19 protein-coding genes, 5 tRNA genes and 1 other RNA gene are annotated in these 19,162 nt (G+C 53.9%); 11 read left to right on the top strand and 14 right to left on the bottom strand.

All coding sequences use genetic code 11. The features are described 5' to 3' along the window. Window positions 1–52: 52 nt before the first annotated feature. Both cysM and pdxK read left to right on the top strand, forming a co-directional pair. Entirely contained in the window at window positions 53–964 is a 912-nt protein-coding gene (cysM, locus tag AC2FAP_RS19520; protein WP_449541443.1) for a cysteine synthase CysM, read from the top strand. 5 nt (window positions 965–969) lie between these two features. Next, on the top strand, window positions 970–1,806 hold the full coding sequence (pdxK, locus tag AC2FAP_RS19515; protein ID WP_449541442.1) for a pyridoxine/pyridoxal/pyridoxamine kinase: 837 nt from the start codon (window positions 970–972) through the stop codon (window positions 1,804–1,806). 44 nt (window positions 1,807–1,850) lie between these two features. On the opposite strand, the gene crr is transcribed toward pdxK, so the two are convergent. The 5 genes from crr to cysZ all read right to left on the bottom strand — a co-directional run bounded on the left by crr (window position 1,851) and on the right by cysZ (window position 6,644). Then, a complete protein-coding gene (gene crr / locus AC2FAP_RS19510; RefSeq protein WP_003861316.1) occupies window positions 1,851–2,360 on the bottom strand; it encodes a PTS glucose transporter subunit IIA in 510 nt (169 codons plus the stop codon). Between the two features lie 40 nt (window positions 2,361–2,400). Then, window positions 2,401–4,128 (bottom strand): phosphoenolpyruvate-protein phosphotransferase PtsI, encoded by a 1,728-nt coding sequence (gene ptsI / locus AC2FAP_RS19505; RefSeq protein WP_014171087.1) that lies wholly within the window; start codon window positions 4,126–4,128, stop codon window positions 2,401–2,403. Between the two features lie 44 nt (window positions 4,129–4,172). Continuing rightward, on the bottom strand, window positions 4,173–4,430 hold the full coding sequence (ptsH, locus tag AC2FAP_RS19500; RefSeq protein WP_000487600.1) for a phosphocarrier protein Hpr: 258 nt from the start codon (window positions 4,428–4,430) through the stop codon (window positions 4,173–4,175). A gap of 317 nt (window positions 4,431–4,747) precedes the next feature. After that, window positions 4,748–5,719 (bottom strand): cysteine synthase A, encoded by a 972-nt coding sequence (cysK, locus tag AC2FAP_RS19495; protein ID WP_049023280.1) that lies wholly within the window; start codon window positions 5,717–5,719, stop codon window positions 4,748–4,750. Between the two features lie 163 nt (window positions 5,720–5,882). Further along, window positions 5,883–6,644, bottom strand: a complete 762-nt coding sequence (gene cysZ / locus AC2FAP_RS19490; RefSeq protein WP_014171085.1) for a sulfate transporter CysZ — start codon at window positions 6,642–6,644, stop codon at window positions 5,883–5,885. Between the two features lie 230 nt (window positions 6,645–6,874). On the opposite strand from cysZ, the gene zipA reads away from it, so the two are divergent. The 3 genes from zipA (at window position 6,875) to AC2FAP_RS19475 (ending at window position 10,148) form a co-directional block, all read left to right on the top strand. Further along, window positions 6,875–7,846 carry a cell division protein ZipA gene (gene zipA, locus AC2FAP_RS19485; protein ID WP_449541441.1) on the top strand — a complete coding sequence of 324 codons (972 nt, stop codon included), beginning with the start codon at window positions 6,875–6,877 and terminating at the stop codon, window positions 7,844–7,846. 69 nt (window positions 7,847–7,915) lie between these two features. Then, window positions 7,916–9,931 (top strand): NAD-dependent DNA ligase LigA, encoded by a 2,016-nt coding sequence (ligA, locus tag AC2FAP_RS19480; protein ID WP_449541440.1) that lies wholly within the window; start codon window positions 7,916–7,918, stop codon window positions 9,929–9,931. 1 nt (window position 9,932) lies between these two features. Beyond that, window positions 9,933–10,148, top strand: a complete 216-nt coding sequence (locus AC2FAP_RS19475) for a DUF3820 family protein (RefSeq protein WP_014171082.1) — start codon at window positions 9,933–9,935, stop codon at window positions 10,146–10,148. Here AC2FAP_RS19475 and AC2FAP_RS19470 read toward each other — a convergent pair. Beyond that, window positions 10,145–11,140, bottom strand: a complete 996-nt coding sequence (locus AC2FAP_RS19470) for a bile acid:sodium symporter family protein (protein WP_014171081.1) — start codon at window positions 11,138–11,140, stop codon at window positions 10,145–10,147. The two genes, AC2FAP_RS19475 and AC2FAP_RS19470, sit on opposite strands and share 4 nt — an antisense overlap. Before the next feature lie 88 nt (window positions 11,141–11,228). Here AC2FAP_RS19470 and AC2FAP_RS19465 point away from each other — a divergent pair, with 88 nt between their 5' ends. Further along, window positions 11,229–12,164, top strand: a complete 936-nt coding sequence (locus tag AC2FAP_RS19465; protein WP_449541439.1) for a LysR family transcriptional regulator — start codon at window positions 11,229–11,231, stop codon at window positions 12,162–12,164. Here the strand turns inward: AC2FAP_RS19465 and AC2FAP_RS19460 are convergent. After that, on the bottom strand, window positions 12,161–12,502 hold the full coding sequence (locus AC2FAP_RS19460; RefSeq protein WP_020883093.1) for a FlxA-like family protein: 342 nt from the start codon (window positions 12,500–12,502) through the stop codon (window positions 12,161–12,163). The genes AC2FAP_RS19465 and AC2FAP_RS19460 overlap by 4 nt on opposite strands. Window positions 12,503–12,709: 207 nt before the next feature. Here AC2FAP_RS19460 and xapA point away from each other — a divergent pair, with 207 nt between their 5' ends. The 3 genes from xapA to AC2FAP_RS19445 all read left to right on the top strand — a co-directional run bounded on the left by xapA (window position 12,710) and on the right by AC2FAP_RS19445 (window position 15,798). Then, window positions 12,710–13,534 carry a xanthosine phosphorylase gene (gene xapA / locus AC2FAP_RS19455; RefSeq protein WP_014171078.1) on the top strand — a complete coding sequence of 275 codons (825 nt, stop codon included), beginning with the start codon at window positions 12,710–12,712 and terminating at the stop codon, window positions 13,532–13,534. A gap of 51 nt (window positions 13,535–13,585) precedes the next feature. Then, window positions 13,586–14,842, top strand: a complete 1,257-nt coding sequence (locus AC2FAP_RS19450; RefSeq protein WP_449541438.1) for a nucleoside permease — start codon at window positions 13,586–13,588, stop codon at window positions 14,840–14,842. A 68-nt stretch (window positions 14,843–14,910) separates the two neighbouring features. Beyond that, on the top strand, window positions 14,911–15,798 hold the full coding sequence (locus AC2FAP_RS19445) for a LysR family transcriptional regulator (protein ID WP_020883096.1): 888 nt from the start codon (window positions 14,911–14,913) through the stop codon (window positions 15,796–15,798). A 49-nt stretch (window positions 15,799–15,847) separates the two neighbouring features. Here AC2FAP_RS19445 and AC2FAP_RS19440 read toward each other — a convergent pair. From AC2FAP_RS19440 to AC2FAP_RS19420, 5 genes are all read right to left on the bottom strand, one after another. Beyond that, window positions 15,848–15,975, bottom strand: a non-coding RNA gene (locus tag AC2FAP_RS19440) — RtT sRNA. A gap of 27 nt (window positions 15,976–16,002) precedes the next feature. Next, window positions 16,003–16,078, bottom strand: a tRNA-Lys gene (locus AC2FAP_RS19435). A gap of 4 nt (window positions 16,079–16,082) precedes the next feature. Beyond that, window positions 16,083–16,158, bottom strand: a tRNA-Val gene (locus tag AC2FAP_RS19430). A gap of 29 nt (window positions 16,159–16,187) precedes the next feature. Next, window positions 16,188–16,263, bottom strand: a tRNA-Val gene (locus AC2FAP_RS19425). Window positions 16,264–16,304: 41 nt separating this feature from the next. Further along, a tRNA-Val gene (locus AC2FAP_RS19420) sits at window positions 16,305–16,380 on the bottom strand. Between the two features lie 258 nt (window positions 16,381–16,638). Here AC2FAP_RS19420 and gltX point away from each other — a divergent pair. Then, the gene (gene gltX / locus AC2FAP_RS19415; protein WP_485453007.1) at window positions 16,639–18,054 is read left to right on the top strand and encodes a glutamate--tRNA ligase; all 1,416 of its coding nucleotides are present in this window, start codon (window positions 16,639–16,641) and stop codon (window positions 18,052–18,054) included. A gap of 44 nt (window positions 18,055–18,098) precedes the next feature. On the opposite strand, the gene AC2FAP_RS19410 is transcribed toward gltX, so the two are convergent. Beyond that, on the bottom strand, window positions 18,099–18,491 hold the full coding sequence (locus AC2FAP_RS19410; RefSeq protein ID WP_014171073.1) for a YfeC-like transcriptional regulator: 393 nt from the start codon (window positions 18,489–18,491) through the stop codon (window positions 18,099–18,101). Between the two features lies 1 nt (window position 18,492). Then, a complete protein-coding gene (locus tag AC2FAP_RS19405) occupies window positions 18,493–18,855 on the bottom strand; it encodes a YfeC-like transcriptional regulator (protein WP_032680532.1) in 363 nt (120 codons plus the stop codon). A 217-nt stretch (window positions 18,856–19,072) separates the two neighbouring features. Between AC2FAP_RS19405 and AC2FAP_RS19400 the strand changes: the two genes are divergently transcribed. Further along, window positions 19,073–19,148: transfer RNA gene (locus AC2FAP_RS19400), tRNA-Ala, on the top strand. The last annotated feature ends 14 nt before the right edge of the window (window positions 19,149–19,162 follow it).

Here is a 19,162-nt window from a genome sequence, read left to right as displayed (position 1 = left end):
TCCGTATGCCCGGAGCGCTGCGCGCCACCGGGCTTTTTATTGGACAGCGATCTTGAACACATTAGAACACACCATCGGCAACACCCCTCTGGTCAAACTTCAGCGCATGGGGCCGGACAACGGCAGCGAAATCTGGGTCAAACTCGAAGGCAATAACCCTGCCGGTTCGGTGAAGGACCGGGCTGCGCTCTCCATGATTGTGCAGGCCGAAAAACGCGGTGAAATTCAGCCCGGCGACGTGCTGATTGAAGCCACCAGCGGTAACACCGGTATTGCGCTGGCGATGATTGCCGCGCTGAAAGGCTATCGCATGACGTTGCTGATGCCCGATAACATGAGCCAGGAGCGCCGTGCGGCGATGCGTGCCTATGGTGCCGAACTGATTCTGGTCTCTAAAGAAGAGGGGATGGAAGGGGCGCGCGACCTGGCGCTAGCCATGGCCGAACGCGGTGAAGGCAAACTGCTCGATCAGTTTAATAACCCGGATAACCCATACGCTCACTACACCACTACCGGTCCGGAAATCTGGCAGCAGACCAACGGGCGCATCACTCACTTCGTCTCCAGCATGGGCACGACAGGGACCATTACCGGCGTATCCCGTTTTCTGCGCGAGCAGAAAAAGGCGGTAACGATTGTGGGTCTGCAGCCGGAAGAGGGGAGCAGCATACCGGGTATTCGCCGCTGGCCGGCGGAATACATGCCGGGCATTTATAACGCCCAGCTGGTGGATCAGGTGCTGGATATTCATCAACGCGAGGCGGAGAATACGATGCGTGAACTGGCCGTGCGTGAAGGTATCTTCTGCGGGGTCAGCTCGGGTGGCGCGGTAGCGGGAGCATTGCGTGTTGCGCAGGCACATCCCGGGGCTGTCGTGGTGGCGATTATCTGCGACCGCGGCGATCGCTATCTTTCTACCGGCGTCTTTGGTGAAGAGAGTTATACGCAGGGGGCGGGGATTTAAGCGTCATGGAGATGATTTTATTCCGGGATAACACCCGGGCGCAGCAAACCGATATTGTCGCGGTACAGTCGCAGGTGGTTTACGGCAGCGTGGGGAACAGCATTGCGGTGCCGAACATTCGTACCCACCGGCTGACCGTCACCGCCGTGCCGACCGTGCTGTTCAGCAACACGCCGCATTACGATACCTTTTACGGTGGCGTGATCCCCGATGAGTGGTTCAGCGGGTATCTTAAGGCGCTGGAAGAGCGCGAAATCCTGCGCGAGCTTAAAGCCGTTACCACGGGCTACATGGGCAGCGCCAGCCAGATAAAATGCCTGGCGCAGTGGCTCACCACGATCAAAGCGCAGCATCCTGACCTGCTGGTGTTGGTTGACCCCGTTATTGGCGATATTGACAGTGGGATATATGTGAAACCTGATATCCCTGAGGCGTATCGGGAGTACCTGCTGCCACTGGCGCAGGGGATCACGCCTAACGTCTTTGAGCTGGAAGTGCTAAGCGGTAAACCGTGTCGTACGCCTGAAAGTGCCATAGCGGCAGCGCAGGGGTTACTTTCCGACACGCTGAAATGGGTGGCCATCACCAGTGCGCCGGTGGCGGACGATCCGGAGAATATTCACGTGGTGCTGGTTACCCGAGACGGTGTGACCGTCAGTGCGCATCCGCGTGTTGAAACGGACCTGAAAGGCACGGGCGACCTCTTCTGTTCAGAGCTGGTGAGCGGGATCGTTGAGGGCAAAACCGTTGCCGATGCGATTCGCATGGCAGGAGACCGCGTCACAGATGTGATGATTTATACGCAGTCGAAAGGCTACGACGAGCTTATCCTGCCCGCATAAACAAAAATGGCGCCCGAAGGCGCCATTTTTCTGTGCGGCAAGAATTACTTCTTGATGCGGATAACCGGGGTTTCACCCACGGTGACGCTGCCAGACAGTTTGATCAGTTCTTTGATTTCGTCCATGTTGGAGATAACAACCGGCGTCAGGGTAGACTTGGCTTTTTCTTCCAGCAGTGGCAGATCGAATTCAATGACCGGGTCGCCAACTTTAACACGCTGGCCTTCTTCCGCGATACGTTTGAAGCCTTCGCCTTTCAGTTCAACGGTGTCGATACCGAAGTGAACGAACAGTTCGATACCGCTATCAGATTCGATAGAGAACGCATGGTTGGTTTCAAAAATTTTACCGATGGTGCCGTCAACTGGAGCAACCATTTTGTTGCCAGTTGGTTTGATAGCAATGCCATCACCAACGATTTTCTCAGCAAACACTACATCCGGCACGTCTTCGATGTTGACGATCTCGCCGGAGAGCGGAGCAACAATCTCAATAGTTCCGGAGTCTTTCTTATCATCAGAAACCAGAGATTTCAGTTTATCGAACAAACCCATGATCTTCTCCTAAGCAGTAATTTGGGCCGCATCTCGTGGATTAGCAGATTGTTTTTTCTTCAATGAACTTGTTAACCAGCGTCATTAACTCGTCCGTTGTCGGTTGAGCAAGAGCCTGCTCTGCTAACACCTTCGCATCTTCGAAGTTCGTGTTACGGATAATCTTCTTAATGCGCGGGATGGAAATGGCGCTCATAGAGAATTCGTCCAGACCCATACCCAGCAACAGAAGTGTAGCACGTTCGTCGCCTGCAAGCTCACCACACATGCCAGTCCATTTACCTTCTGCATGAGAAGCATCAATAACTTGCTTGATCAAGTTCAGTACGGACGGTGACATTGGCTGGTAGAGATGTGAAATCATATCATTACCACGGTCAACTGCCAGGGTGTACTGCGTTAAATCATTGGTACCGATACTAAAGAAATCAACTTCTTTGGCTAAATGACGTGCAATGGTCGCCGCCGCAGGTGTTTCCACCATCACGCCGATCTCAATTGACTCGTCAAATGCTTTACCTTCGTCGCGCAGTTCCTGTTTGTAGATTTCGATCTCTTTCTTCAGTGCACGCACTTCTTCAACAGAGATGATCATCGGGAACATGATGCGCAGTTTACCGAAAGCAGACGCACGCAGGATAGCGCGAACCTGATCGCGCAGGATCTCTTTACGATCCATCGCGATACGAATCGCACGCCAGCCCAGGAACGGGTTCTCTTCTTTCGGGAAGTTCATGTACGGCAGCTCTTTGTCGCCACCGATATCCATGGTACGGACGATAACCGCCTGAGAGCCACACGCTTCAGCCACAGCTTTGTACGCAGCAAACTGTTCTTCTTCAGTTGGCAGCGCGTCACGATCCATGAACAGGAATTCAGTACGATAGAGACCCACACCTTCCGCGCCGTTGCGCTCAGCGCCATCGACGTCACGTACGGTACCGATGTTTGCGCACACTTCAACCTGATGACCGTCCAGAGTGATGGCTGGCAGGTCTTTCAGCTTAGCGAGTTCCGCTTTTTCAGTCGCAACCTGCTCCTGAACCGCGCGCAGTTTTTCGATCTCTTCGTTAGTTGGGTTGACGTAAACCACGTTGTTTACGGCATCCAGAATCAGATAATCGTCGTTTTTAACCTGAGAGGTGACGCTACCGGTACCCACAATGGCAGGCAGTTCCAGAGAACGCGCCATGATAGAGGTGTGGGAGGTACGGCCGCCCGCGTCAGTGATGAAACCGAGGACCTTTTTCAGGTTCAACTGTGCGGTTTCAGACGGGGTCAGATCGGCGGCAACCAGGATGACTTCATCCTGAATAGCGCTCAGGTCGATAATGGCCAGACCCAGGATGTTGCGCAGCAGGCGCTTACCGATGTCACGTACGTCAGCCGCACGCTCTTTCAGGTATTCATCATCCAGTTCTTCCAGGGCAGTTGCCTGACCTTCGATAACTTCATGCGCAGCAGCGTCTGCCGTCATGCTTTTATCTTTAATCAGGGCTATGATTTCCTGCTCCAGCTCCTCATCTTCGAGCAGCATGATGTGCCCTTCGAAGATGGCTTCTTTTTCTTCACCGAAAGTTTCGCCAGCTTTAGTCTTGATTGCTTCCAGTTGCGCAGATGCCTTGGCACGACCGCTCAGAAAACGTTCAACTTCCTGATCAACCTTGTCGGCAGAAATTTTTTTCCGGTCGATGACGATCTCGTCTTCTTTCAGCAGCAGTGCTTTGCCGAAAGCGATACCCGGGGATGCTAAAATGCCTGAAATCATAACCCTACCTTACTTGTGACTGATATTTAAAAGAACCCGGAAACTTACTCGAGCTCAGCCATCAGTTTTACCAGATGCTCAACTGCTTTCTGCTCGTCTTCACCTTCAGCAGAGATGGTGACAACGGTACCCTGAGTCAGACCCAGAGTCTGCAGTTTGAACAGGCTTTTTGCGCTGGCGCTTTTGCCGTTGGAAGTCACAGTGATTTCAGAAGTGAAGCCTTTCGCTTCTTTAACAAACTGAGCAGCAGGGCGGGTGTGCAGACCGTTCGGAGCGGTAATGGTAACTTCTTGCTGGAACATTGTATTTCCCCAACTTATAGGTTTAGTGTTGTGGAACTAAAGTCTAGCCTGGCGACTTAACTTTAGCCTGTATTGTTAGCGCTGACGTTTCGATCGTCATTAAACATTATGCAGCGAAAGCAAGACTTGAACCAAATCATAAAATCGATTCAGCAAGGCTATTTCGTTCACTGATTAATTTCACGCATCAAAATAATTGCTGGTTTAAATACCAGACCCAACGGGGTGAATCAATGCCAGGAGGGGTAAAACTTTGAAGCAGGCCACAAAAAAGCACCCAAAAAGGTGCTTTTTTACGCGTTATTAACATGCTGGCATTACTGTTGCAGTTCTTTTTCAGTGAACAGATCGGCAAACAGTGCGGTGCTCAAGTAACGCTCACCCGATGAAGGCAGGATAACCACAATATTCTTATTGGTAAAGGCCTCATCTTCCTGAAGTTTGAGCGCTGCCGCAACAGCAGCACCGGAAGAGATGCCCGCCAGAATACCTTCCTCGTCCATCAGGCGACGTGCGGTAGAGATAGCTTCTTCGTTGGTGATGGTCACCACTTTATCAATAAGCTTCAGATCCAGGTTGCCCGGAATGAAGCCGGCACCGATCCCCTGAATTTTATGTGGGCCAGGTTTGATCTCTTCGCCCGACAGCGCCTGGGTGATCACCGGCGAGTCGGTTGGTTCCACGGCAACGGTAATCAGGTCTTTTTTACCTTTTGTGCCTTTTATATAGCGCGACACGCCAGTCAGGGTTCCGCCGGTGCCTACACCGGAGATAAATACATCAACCTGACCGTCAGTATCTTCCCAAATCTCCGGGCCGGTGGTTTTTTCGTGAATTTCCGGGTTCGCTGGGTTGCTGAACTGCTGCAGCAGCAGATATTTCGCCGGATCGCTGGCAACAATCTCTTCTGCTTTCTGAATCGCACCCTTCATGCCTTTGGCACCTTCGGTCAGCACCAGATTCGCGCCCAGCGCTTTCAGCAGTTTGCGACGTTCGATGCTCATGGTTTCAGGCATGGTCAGCGTCAGTTTATAACCGCGCGCCGCCGCAACATAGGCCAGTGCGATACCGGTGTTACCGCTGGTCGGTTCAACCAGCTCAACGCCTGGCTTCAGCACGCCACGTTTTTCAGCATCCCAAATCATATTTGCACCGATACGGCACTTTACGCTGAAGCTCGGGTTACGTGATTCGACCTTCGCCAGAATGCGTCCATTACCGATACGGTTCAGTCGAACCAGGGGCGTATGACCGATAGTCAGCGAGTTGTCTTCATAAATCTTACTCATGGCCTGTCCTTAACTGTATGAAATTGGGATACCGTCCCAGCATACCTGTTGAACAGGTAGGGGGAAGTAAGGAATTCGCATATCTATATACTGCAAGGAAATAATGGGGATCAGTATGGAATAAGGGGCGGCATAAGCCACCCCCTTTTTACACATTTTTGCATTACTTCCATAACGCGTGCTTAGCACGGTAGCAGTCAACCCACATCGCCGTTGCGCCGCAAACGGCGACCGGCATGATGAACAGGTTGAGCACCGGGATCATGGTGAACAGACTGGTCAGCGCCCCGAACTGCATATTCGCGACTTTTTGCGTGCGCAGGGCGCTGCGCATCGTTTTGAACGGCACCTTGTGGTTATCGAACGGATAATCGCAGTACTGGATTGCCAGCATCCAGGCGCTGAACAGGAACCACAGCACCGGGGCCACCGTCTGACCGACGCCAGGGACAAAATAAAGGATAAGCAGCACAATGGCGCGGGGAAGATACCAGGCAAACTTCTGCCATTCGCGCTTCATGATGCGTGGGATATCTTTCATGATCCCCAGCATGCCCGTATCAGGCGGCGTTGCGCCGGTAAGACGTGCTTCCAGCTGTTCTGCCAGCAGGCCGTTAAACGGCGCAGCTATCCAGTTTGCAATCGTCGAGAAGAAGTAGCCGAACACCAGCAGCACGGAGATAACCGCTACCGGCCAGAGCAGGTAGTTCAGCCACTGCAGCCAGTCCGGCACATGGCTCATCAGCGAAGGGATCCAGCTCTCCAGTCTGGTGAACAGCCACCAGAACGCGCCGCCCATCAGGATAATGTTAATCAGCAACGGCAGAATGACGTAGCGACGAATCCCCGGCAGTGAGACCAGTTTCCAGCCCTGAGAAAAATACCAGACGCCGCTGCGCGGGGGAGAAGATGATGTTGAAACCATAACCAGGCTGTACTCCTTTTTTCACAACCAGTGGAATTGCCCGCCTATATTATCCACTTACAGACCAATGACCAGTTCGGAAATGTTCGAAAAAACAGCAAAAAGCACGATTTAGTTCATCTTTATGCTGTGAATGCTCTGCACACACTTGCACTTGACGTAAACGGCAAATACTCTTAGTGAGTAAATGTTTGCCGTGGTGGCAAGGTGTTAGAACAACAGAGAATATAATGATGCAGGATTTGCGTCTGATATTAATCATTGTTGGCGCGATCGCCATAATCGCTTTACTGGTACATGGTTTCTGGACCAGCCGTAAAGAGCGTTCCTCTATGTTTCGCGATCGCCCACTGAAGCGCATGAAGTCCAGTCGTGATGACGATGACAGTGAAAATGACATCGACGGAAGCGACGACGACGGCGTGGGTGAAGTTCGTGTTCATCGGGTCAATACTGCGCCCGGCGCGGCTCATGGGGAGCATGAAGCCCCTCGTCAGCCTCCGCAGCACCAGTATCAACCGCCGTATGCTTCTGCACAGCCGCGCCAGCAGGCGCCGCAGCCTGGAGAAGGGCCGGTGCGTCAGCCGCCGCAACAGCCTGTCCATCAGCAGCCTGCTGCGCCACAGCCTGTTCAGCAACCCGCGCCACAACAGCCTGCACAGCCGGTACACCAACCGCAGCAGCCTGTTCACGTGCAGCCTGCACCTCAGCCTGCGCCGGCCCCGCTCGTTGAGCCAGAGCCCGTAGTTGAGCCAGAACCGGTTGTTGAAAAACCGCAGCGTAAAGAAGCGGTCATCATCATGAACGTGGCTGCGCATCATGGCACCCACCTGAATGGCGATGTCCTGCTTAACAGCATTCAACAGGCAGGCTTCAAGTTTGGCGACATGAATATTTTCCATCGTCACCTGAGTCCTGACGGTAGCGGTCCGGCGCTGTTTAGCCTGGCCAATATGGTTAACCCTGGCACCTTTGACCCGGAAATGACCGGTGATTTCGTGACGCCGGGTGTCACTATCTTCATGCAGGTGCCGTCCTACGGTGATGAACTGCAAAACTTTAAGCTGATGCTGCAGTCCGCACAGCACATTGCTGACGAAGTCGGTGGTGTGGTGCTCGACGATCAGCGTCGTATGATGACGCCGCAGAAACTGCGCGAGTATCAGGACCGCATCCGCGAAGTTAAGGAAGCCAACGCGTAATCATCGCGTTTACATCGACTCCTCCTCAACCCCCGCATGTCGGGGGTTTTTTCTCATTGATGGTGTGATATGGACTCAATCGAACAACAACTCACTGAACTGCGAACCACGCTTCGCCATCATGAATACCTCTATCATGTTATGGACGCGCCGGAAGTGCCGGATGCGGAGTATGACCGTCTGATGCGCGAGCTGCGCGAGCTAGAGGCGCAGCACCCGGAATTGATTACGCCCGACTCACCCACGCAGCGCGTGGGCGCGGAGCCGCTGGGTGCTTTCAGTCAGGTACGTCATGAAGTCCCAATGTTGTCTCTGGATAACGTCTTTGATGAAGAGAGCTTCCTCGCGTTTAACAAGCGCGTGCAGGATCGCCTCAAAAGCAGCGACTCCCTGACCTGGTGCTGCGAGTTGAAGCTGGATGGTCTGGCGGTCAGCCTTCTCTATGAAAACGGTGTGCTGGTGCGTGCCGCGACGCGGGGTGATGGTACGACGGGTGAAGACATTACCACCAACGTACGCACCATCCGTGCGATCCCGCTGAAGCTGCAAGGGGATAATATTCCAGCCCGACTGGAAGTGCGCGGTGAGGTATTCCTCCCGCAGGCGGGCTTCGAGAAAATCAACGAAGAGGCGCGCCGTACCGGCGGGAAAGTGTTTGCTAACCCGCGTAATGCGGCGGCAGGCTCCCTGCGCCAGCTTGATCCCCGTATCACTGCGAAGCGACCGCTTACTTTCTTCTGCTATGGCGTCGGGATTCTGGAAGGCGGTGAACTGCCGGATACCCATCTCGGACGTTTATTGCAGTTTAAAGCGTGGGGCCTGCCGGTGAGTAACCGTGTTCAGCTGTGCGACTCCCCGGAAGCCGTGCTGGCGTTCTACCACAAAGTGGAAGAAGACCGCCCGACGCTTGGTTTTGATATTGATGGTGTGGTTATCAAGGTTAACTCACTTGCGCTGCAGGAGCAGTTAGGCTTTGTGGCGCGCGCGCCACGCTGGGCAGTGGCGTTTAAATTCCCGGCGCAGGAGCAGATGACCTTTGTCCGTGACGTGGAGTTCCAGGTGGGCCGTACGGGCGCAATTACCCCGGTTGCCCGTCTGGAGCCGGTGCAGGTTGCCGGCGTGCTGGTGAGTAACGCCACGCTGCATAATGCCGATGAAATTGAACGTCTCGGCCTGCGCATTGGTGACAAAGTGGTGATTCGTCGCGCGGGCGATGTTATCCCGCAGGTGGTGAACGTGGTTGAGTCAGAGCGTCCTGACGATACGCGCGCTATCGTGTTCCCGACGCATTGCCCGGTATGCGGATCTGACGTTGAGCGCGTTGAAGGTGAAGCGGTGGCTCGCTGTACGGGTGGCTTAATCTGCGGGGCACAACGTAAAGAGTCACTGAAGCACTTCGTTTCCCGTCGGGCGATGGACGTCGACGGAATGGGCGACAAAATTATCGATCAGCTGGTAGAGAAAGAATATGTTCATACGCCTGCAGATCTCTTCAAACTGACCGCGGGTAAACTCACGGGTCTTGATCGCATGGGACCGAAGTCGGCCCAGAATGTGGTTAATGCCCTGGAGGCTGCCAAAGAGACGACTTTTGCCCGATTCCTTTATGCGCTCGGTATTCGCGAAGTGGGTGAAGCCACGGCGGCGGGGCTGGCAGCGTATTTCGGTACGCTGGAAGCCCTGGAGAAGGCGAGTATTGACGAGCTGCAGAGAGTCCCGGACGTGGGGATTGTCGTCGCGACGCATGTCTTTAACTTCTTTGCCGAAGAGAGCAATCGCGAAGTGATCGGCAAGCTGCTGGAAGAGGGCATCAGATGGCCGGCTCCGGTCGTGGTCAACGCTGACGAGATCGACAGCCCGTTTGCCGGCAAAACGGTCGTGCTGACCGGCAGCCTGAGCCAGCTTTCACGTGATGATGCTAAAGCGCAACTGGTTGCGCTGGGCGCAAAAGTGGCAGGCAGCGTGTCGAAGAAAACCGACCTGGTTATTGCCGGGGAAGCCGCCGGTTCGAAGCTTGCTAAAGCTCAGGAGCTGGGCATTGAGGTTATCGACGAAGCGGAAATGATGCGCCTGTTAGGAGAGTAACGTGGAGAAAGAGCAGCTCGTTGAGATCGCCAACACGGAGATGCCATTCGGTAAATATAAAGGCCGCAGGCTGATTGATTTACCGGAAGATTATTTGCTGTGGTTTGCCCGCAAAGATGGGTTCCCGGCCGGACGACTGGGTGAGCTGATGGCTATCACGTTACTGATTAAAACCGAGGGGCTGACGCAGTTGGTTCAGCCCCTGAAACGTCCTTAAGCTTTCGCGGCGCGGGTCTCTTCCTGCGCCTGTTTTTCCGTCTGGCGTTTGTAACGACGTGCCAGCACCGCGCAGACCATCAGCTGGATCTGATGGAAAATCATCAGTGGCAGTACCATCATCCCTATCATTGAGGTCGGGAAGAGAATGTTTGCCATAGGAATGCCGTTCGCCAGGCTCTTCTTCGAGCCACAGAAGACAATGGTAATTTCATCGGCTTTGTTGAAGCCGCACTTGCGGGCCACAAAGACGTTTACGCCAATCACAATCGCCAGCAGAACAAGGCTGACCACCACGATAAACAGCAGCGAGCCTGCGCCCACCTTATGCCAGATGCCATTCACAACCGCTTCACTGAAGGCCGAATAGACCACCAGCAGAATCGACGACTGGTCGGTTTTTGAGATCCATTTTTTGTGCTTTGCAACAAACGCGCCCGTCCACGGACGAGAGAGATGGCCCAGCACAAACGGCAACAGCAGCTGCAGACAGATTTTACCTACCTGTTCCAGGTTACCTTCCGCGCCGTGCATGTTCATCAGCAGACCCACCAGCAGCGGCGAAACGAAAATCCCTAACAGGCTGGATGCCGACGCTGAACAGACTGCGGCTGCGACGTTACCGCCCGCCAGAGAGGTAAACGCGATAGCGGACTGCACGGTGGCCGGCAGAATGCACAGATACAGGAAGCCGGTATAAAGGGCCGGGTCGACATTCACCGGCGCCCACCATGCGAACAGTACGCCGAGTACAGGGAAGAGGATGAACGTGCTGCACATCACCCACAGGTGCAGTCGCCAGTGGCTCCCCCCCGCAATAATGGCTTCGCGCGAGAGCTTTGCGCCGTGCATAAAGAACAACAGCGCGATGGCCGCGGTCGTCAGTCCTTCAAAAAAAGGAACGAACCCGCCCCGCGCGGGGAAGAAGGAGGCCAGTAATACCGTGACAACCAGAGTAAGCGTAAACGGATCAAGAATACGAAATAGTTTCATAATGACTCCTGAAAACAGATATCGCTATTGTGCTTTTTCCGTTTGAGAAATAAAATTGATTTATTGCATCCATTCATGAATTAAACAGATGAATTATTCTTTACGCCAGCTTCGCATTTTCGTCACCGTAGCCCATGCCCGCAGCTTCAGTCGGGCAGGGGAGATCATCGGCCTGAGCCAGTCCGCGGTAAGCCACAGCGTGAAAGAGCTGGAGAGCCAGACGGGTGTCCGGCTGCTTGATCGCACCACGCGTGAAGTCGTGCTCACGGAAGCCGGACAGCAGCTGGCTCAGCGCCTTGAACGGCTGCTGGACGAACTCAACAGTACGCTCAGAGATGTAGGTCGACTGGGACAGCAGCTGTCGGGTACCGTGCGGGTTGCGGCCAGCCAGACGATATCCGCGCACCTTATCCCGCAATGTATTGCAGAGGGTAATCATCGCTATCCGGATATCGATTTTGTTTTGCATGACAGGCCGCAGCAGTGGGTGCTGGAGAGCATCCGTCAGGGTGATGTGGATTTTGGTATTGTTATCGATCCCGGTCAGGTGAGTGACCTGGAATGTGAAATTGTGCTGTCTGAGCCATTTCTGTTGCTTTGCCGGGACGACGATCCGCTAGCCGCGCAGCCGTCTGTTCACTGGCAGGCGCTGCGGGGAGCGAACCTGGTATTACAGGATTATGCCTCGGGCAGCCGTCCGCTGATTGATTCTGCGCTGGTGACGCAGGGCGTTAAGGCGACCATTGTGCAGGAGATTGGACATCCGGCAACGCTGTTTCCTATGGTGGAGGCCGGCATAGGGATCAGTGTATTACCCGCCCTGGCGCTCCCTTTGCCCCAGGGAAGCCGTCTGGTCGTGAAGCGACTGACGCCTGCTATTGAGCGAAAACTGATGCTGGTACGGCGAAAAAACCGTTCGCTCTCCGGGGCTGCGCAGGCTATCTGGGAAGTGGTGCGTATCCAGGCGCAACGATTAACCGAGGCCCGTATACGCGATCCACTGTTTAACTCAACAGAGCGTTAGACGTAGATGTCTATTTGATGATTGTCTGATGCGTTCTTCGGACCTTCCACGTTGACCAGACTTTGCTCTTGTTTCTTCTGGGCTTCTTCCGCCTGCTGGCGCTGCAGCTGTGCGAGCTGTGCCTGCAGCACTTTGATTTGCACCTGGATAAGCTCTTGCTGTTTCTTCTTCTCTTCCGCACTGCCGGAACCGTTCGCAACCTCTTTTAACTGTTGAGTCAGCTTGGTTATCTTGTCAGTGATACGGCTGATCTGGGCAGCGATATCGTTGCCGCCGGAAGAACGACTCCCGCCACCGCTGGTTTGAATGGGCTGGGTTGTAGCCTGAATGGTCGTCATACTTTTTCCTCTCGCTGTAAAACAGAGGTATCGGCGCCAACGCAATTAGCTTGAGCAAAACTGCCATATCTGGCAGGGAAAGGTATTGATACCAAATCAGTATTGATGGTGCAGAGAAAGTGTATTGGAGGTAACCCGCAGGCTCCAGATATAAGACTAAGGTCATGCGATCGGTGATATCGCGATCTTAATTCTCAAGGAGCTTTTATGACCCTCTCGAATAATCCCTGGTTCTCTGCCGACATCATTCGTGCCGCTAAACCTGATTTCACTCCGCGGGTTGCGTTTATTCTCGGCTCAGGTCTTGGTGCGCTCGCCGAGCAGATTGTTGATGCTGTGGTACTGAGCTATGAAAAACTGCCGGGCTTCCCGGTGAGCACCGTTCACGGTCACGCCGGTGAGCTGGTGTTGGGGCATCTTGCCGGTGTTCCGGTCGCCTGTATGAAAGGGCGCGGTCACTTCTATGAGGGCCGCGGCATCGCCGTCATGACCGATGCAATCCGCACCTTCAAACTGCTGGGCTGTGAACTGCTGTTCAGTACCAATGCCGCCGGTTCATTACGTCCGGAGGTTGAACCGGGAAGCCTGGTTGCCCTCAGCGACCACATCAACACCCTGCCGGGTACCCCGATGGTCGGGCTGAACGATGACCGTTTTGGCGACCGTTTTTTCTCGCTGGCCAATGCTTATGATGCAGATTGCCGTGCCCTGCTGCAGACCGTGGCGAGCGAGAAGGGCTTTCCATTGCATGAAGGGGTGTTTGTCTCTTATCCAGGCCCTAACTTCGAAACCGCGGCTGAGATCCGCATGATGCAGATCATCGGCGGAGATGTGGTGGGAATGTCAGTGGTGCCGGAAGTGATCTCGGCGCGCCACTGTGGCCTGAAGGTGGTCGCCGTTTCGGCCATAACCAACCTTGCTGAAGGTCTGAGCGATGTAAAACTGTCGCATGAACAAACGCTTGCCGCCGCCGAACTCTCTCGCCAGAACTTCATCGATCTTATCTGCGGTTTTCTGCGCCAGCTTGCCTGAGCGAAACAACATCGTGGCCCGTGAGGGCCACTCTGCTATAAGGAATCGGGTATGAACATCACGACGCGCTTAAAGATGATGTCCTTTATGCAATATTTTATCTGGGGAAGCTGGCTCGTTACTCTCGGCGCTTACATGATTAACACCCTGGGTTTTTCCGGCTCTGACGTGGGTATGGTCTACAGCTCGAAGGGGCTTGCCGCGATCGTGATGCCCTCGCTGGTGGGCATTATTGCCGATAAGTGGCTGCGGGCAGATCGTGCATACGTGATTTGCCATCTCGTCTGTGCCGTTGCGCTTTGCTATGCCGCGCAGGTCAATGAACCGGGGCTGATGTTCTGGGTCATGCTGGTTAATGCCATGGCCTTTATGCCGACCATTGCGCTATCGAATACCCTTTCCTACTCCTGTCTTGAGCAGGCAGGGCTGGACACGGTGACCCATTTTCCAACGGTGCGGGTCTATGGCACGGTAGGCTTCATTGTGGCGATGTGGGCCATAAGCCTGATGGGGGCAGAGTTAACCAACATTCAACTCTACATTGCTGCTGCCGCGTCGCTGGTTCTGGCGCTCTATTCACTGACGTTACCGGCCATTCCGGTGGCGAAGAATAAAACCTCATCGTCGCTGACAAGCAAGCTTGGCCTGAATGCGTTCGTCCTGTTTAAACAGCCTCGAATGGCGGTGTTCTTTTTGTTTGCGATGCTGCTGGGCACCGTGCTGCAAATCACCAATACTTTCGGTAGCCCCTTTCTGCATGATTTTGCGCGTAATCCGGCGTATGCGGAAAGCTTTATCGTTAAATACCCTTCTATTTTGCTCTCCGTCTCGCAGATGTCAGAGGTGCTGTTCATCCTGACCATTCCTTTCTTCCTCCGACGTTTTGGCATAAAAACCGTGATGTTGATGAGCATGGTGGCCTGGATGCTGCGGTTTGGACTCTTTGCGTATGGCGATCCTTCCGCGACAGGCGTCGGGCTGTTGATGCTGTCAATGCTGGTCTACGGTTGCGCGTTCGACTTCTTCAACATCTCCGGTTCGGTGTTTGTCGAACAGGAGGTAAGCGCTGATATCCGCGCCAGCGCGCAAGGGCTGTTTATGACGACCGTTAACGGTATCGGTGCTTATTTCGGATCGGTATTGAGCGGCGCGGCGGTAGATTATTTCTCCGTGGATGGGGTGAAAGACTGGCAGACCATCTGGCTGGTATTTGCGGCGTATGCGTTGGTGCTCGCCGTGGTGTTTTATTTCAGCTTTAACTATCTCCACACCAGTAAAAACAGCGAGTTGCGCACAGTTGCGCATTAAAGTTTTCCCGGCTGGCGGTGAAAGGCTTTAAGGTGGGAGCATAAGTGTTATCGCCAGGATATATGTTGATGGAACGCGTCTACCGAACCGACCTCAAGCTACTGCGCTATTTTCTGGCCGTCGCTGAGGAACTTCATTTTGGACGGGCTGCGGCCCGTCTCAATATGTCGCAGCCGCCGTTGAGCCTGCATATAAAAGAGCTGGAAAGTCAGCTCGGTACCTTACTGTTTATTCGCCACTCACGAAGCGTCGCCTTGACCCATGCGGGTAAAGTATTGATGGAAGAGTCCCGTCGACTGCTTGCCAGCGCAAACCAGGCACTGGCGCGGGTCGAACAAATTGGACGGGGTGAGGCGGGGCGGATTGCGCTGGGCATTGTTGGTACCGCCATGTGGAGCGAAGTGCGCACGGTCATGCGCACATTTTTGAAAGAGCATCCGAACGTTGATGTCGTCTTTCGCGAAAAGTCGCCGGTAATGCAAATGGCGCTGCTGGAGCGTCGGGAGCTGGATGTCGGGATCTGGCGAATGGCAACCGAGCCCACTGCAGGATTTACCAGTATCCGCTTACGGGATGCGGCATTTCTGGTTGCGCTGCCGGAGGATCACCGGCTGGTGGGGGAAAGCGCAATTGCGCTCACCGAACTGCAGAATGAGTACTTTGTTACTATGCCGTCTGCGCATTCTGACTGGTCGTTCTTACAGCGCGTGTGCCAGCAGGCCGGTTTTTCACCGATGATAGTGCGTGAAGCCGATGAACCGCAGACGGTGCTGGCAATGATCAGCATGGGAATGGGGATTACGTTAGCTGCTGACAGCTATGCGCAAATGCAGTGGCCCGGTGTGGTATTTCGTCCATTACAGGTACGTATACCGGCAGATTTGTATGTGGTGTATGACGAGAAGCAGGCGACACCGGCGATTAAGTCGTTGATCGCAACGTTGACGGAAGAGTGATGTTATACCGCAGATAGCAAAAAAGCGCCTTTAGGGCGCTTTTTTGCATTGGTGGATCGTGCAGGATGACTCGCTTCGCTCGCCCTTCGGGCCGTCGCCGTAAACGGCTCCGTTGCCTCACTGCGTTCGGCTCGGACCTGCTGCAGGTTCGAATCATCCATACCGCAGATAGTAAAAAAGCGCCTTTAGGGCGCTTTTTTACATTGGTGGGTCGTGCAGGATTCGAACCTGCGACCAATTGATTAAAAGTCAACTGCTCTACCAACTGAGCTAACGACCCGAAATGGTGGGCGATGACGGGCTCGAACCGCCGACCCCCTCCGTGTAAAGGAGATGCTCTACCAACTGAGCTAATCGCCCATTTCGGAACTGCTGCGATAAGGTGAGAATGGTGGGCGATGACGGGCTCGAACCGCCGACCCCCTCCGTGTAAAGGAGATGCTCTACCAACTGAGCTAATCGCCCAATCTCAATACTTATCTACACTGCGAGTCTACTTAAGTAGATGGTGGGTGATGACGGGCTCGAACCGCCGACCCCCTCCGTGTAAAGGAGATGCTCTACCAACTGAGCTAATCACCCCCGCTGTGTGGAGTCGCATTATAGGGAGAGTTGAAAATGAGTCAACGCATTTTCTAAAGTTTTTATTCGTTCGTCGTAAAATTAAACAAAACGATCGCGAAACGGGCGATGACGCATGATTTCTAAACAAAAATCGCAAACTCCCTCACGATAAAGGGATCAACATTGAGGAATCCCCCCACAGTGATAGAATATTGCCCATTGTTTTTTTCCCAGGATTTGCCGATTGCCGGCATCTTTATAACGTAAGGCCATTTCATGAAAATCAAAACTCGCTTCGCGCCGAGCCCGACAGGCTATCTGCACGTCGGTGGTGCACGTACCGCTCTCTATTCCTGGCTTTTTGCACGCCACAACAAAGGTGAGTTCGTACTGCGTATTGAAGACACCGATCTCGAGCGCTCCACGCCGGAAGCAATTGAAGCCATTATGGATGGTATGAACTGGCTCAATCTGGAGTGGGACGAAGGCCCGTATTTCCAGACCAAACGTTTTGACCGCTACAACGCCGTGATTGATGAGATGCTGGTCGCGGGTACAGCGTATAAATGCTATTGCTCCAAAGAACGCCTTGATGCGCTGCGTGAAGATCAGATGGCGAAGGGTGGAAAACCGCGTTATGACGGCCGCTGCCGCCATGACCATAGCGAGCATGCTGCTGATGAACCGTGCGTGGTGCGTTTTGCTAACCCGCAGGACGGCTCGGTAATTTTTGACGACCAGATCCGTGGCCCGATCGAATTCAGCAACCAGGAGCTGGACGATCTGATCATCCGCCGCACCGACGGTTCCCCAACCTATAACTTCTGCGTTGTGGTTGACGACTGGGATATGGAAATCACGCATGTTATCCGTGGCGAAGACCATATCAACAACACCCCACGTCAAATCAACATCCTGAAAGCGCTGAACGCCCCTGTTCCGGTCTATGCGCACGTGTCCATGATCAATGGCGACGACGGCAAAAAACTGTCTAAACGCCACGGTGCAGTCAGCGTCATGCAGTATCGCGACGACGGCTATCTGCCGGAAGCGCTTCTGAACTATCTGGTGCGTCTGGGCTGGTCGAGCGGCGATCAGGAGATCTTTAGCCGTGAAGAGATGATCAATCTGTTCTCTCTGGGCGCGGTGAGCAAATCTGCGAGCGCGTTTAACACTGATAAGCTGCTCTGGCTGAACCACCACTACATCAATACCATGCAGCCGGAATATGTGGCGACATACCTGCAGTGGCACATCGAGCAGGCAAATATTGATACTCGTACTGGCCCTGAACTGGCGGAACTGGTGAAACTGCTCGGCGAGCGTTGCAAAACGCTGAAAGAGATCGCTGAAAGCTGCCGCTACTTCTATGAAGAGTTTGACGAGTTCGACGCGGACGCGGCGAAGAAGCACCTGCGTCCGGTTGCGCGTCAGCCACTCGAAGTGGTGCGTGACAAACTGGCGGCGATGACTGACTGGACTGCCGAGAATGTGCATCATGCCATTCAGGCGACGGCAGATGAGCTGGAAGTTGGTATGGGCAAAGTGGGTATGCCACTGCGTGTGGCAGTCACCGGTGCGGGTCAGTCTCCGGCACTCGATGTTACCGTTCATGCCATTGGTAAATCACGCAGCGTAGCGCGCATTAACAAGGCGCTGGATTTTATTACTGAGCGCGAAAATCAGCAGTAATAACGCCTGAACCATGAAAAACGGCAGGGAGACCTGCCGTTTTTTTATGCATTAAATTCAGCAATGCCGAGACGTGCAAGAAAGCCGCGTATCCCTTCACGCTTCAGTAAGGCATCCAGACGCTCCTGCTCAAGGTGCGTCATATTCTCCAGCGTCTCGATGATCCCAGGACGCAGAGTCGAGGAGGGGTCACTGTACAACGATGTCACCTCCGCCAGATGGTACACCGCCTGACGGTTACGGACAGCCGGGAGGCTCATGATGTGCTCCTTCACGCGGGCATCAATGTGAATCAGCCGTGCACGTCCGCCTTTCACCCCATTGACGCCCTCGGTTTTCCATCCCTGCTGGCGTATCCAGCGGTTCACCGTTTGCCGTGCAACACCCAAATTTTCTGCCAGCTCTTCGGTGGTCATTTTGCTACGGAATCTTTTCATATCAGTTCTGGTCGCGTATCCCTAAACGTTGCAACAATCCGGTAATCCCTTCCCGCAGTAACAGTGATGTCATCTGCCTTTGCTCTTCCGGCGTCATTTCATTTGCCAGCGTCAGGAGCAGGGAGTGAAGCGAGCCATCATGGCTGGCACTTTCTGGGATCTCAGCCGTTTCACTTGCCCGGCGCGCGCTGCGGATAAACTCACGCACTTTTTCATTAACGTGCACCAGACGCGCTTTGCCGCCCTGGACTCCTGGTTTTGGCGATGTAATCCAACCCTCTTTGCGTACCCATTTATTGATGGTCTGGCGGCTATAGCCAGTGAGCAGGGCTAACTCTTCTGGCGTCATTCGTTCCTTGATCATGCAATTTCCTGAATATTCGTGGGGTTAATTAACGGCTCATTTTATAGCACCGTTTTAGAGGAAAATGTGACAGGCTTAACTCATGACTGCGAGCAGACTCGCAAAGTGATTCATTTGCATGATTTTTCGGCGATTGAACCGCCGTCATTGATTTTGCCGTTGACACTCCGCAGCGGAATTCATATTATGCCGCCCGTCAACATGACAGCTTTACGATGGGGCTATAGCTCAGCTGGGAGAGCGCTTGCATGGCATGCAAGAGGTCAGCGGTTCGATCCCGCTTAGCTCCACCACACTCTGAACCCAA

It is taken from the genome of Enterobacter cloacae complex sp. 394I7, from assembly GCF_057320345.1.
The sequence above is the reverse complement of the archived record's forward strand: the minus strand, read 5'-3'. Positions and strand labels throughout refer to the sequence as shown.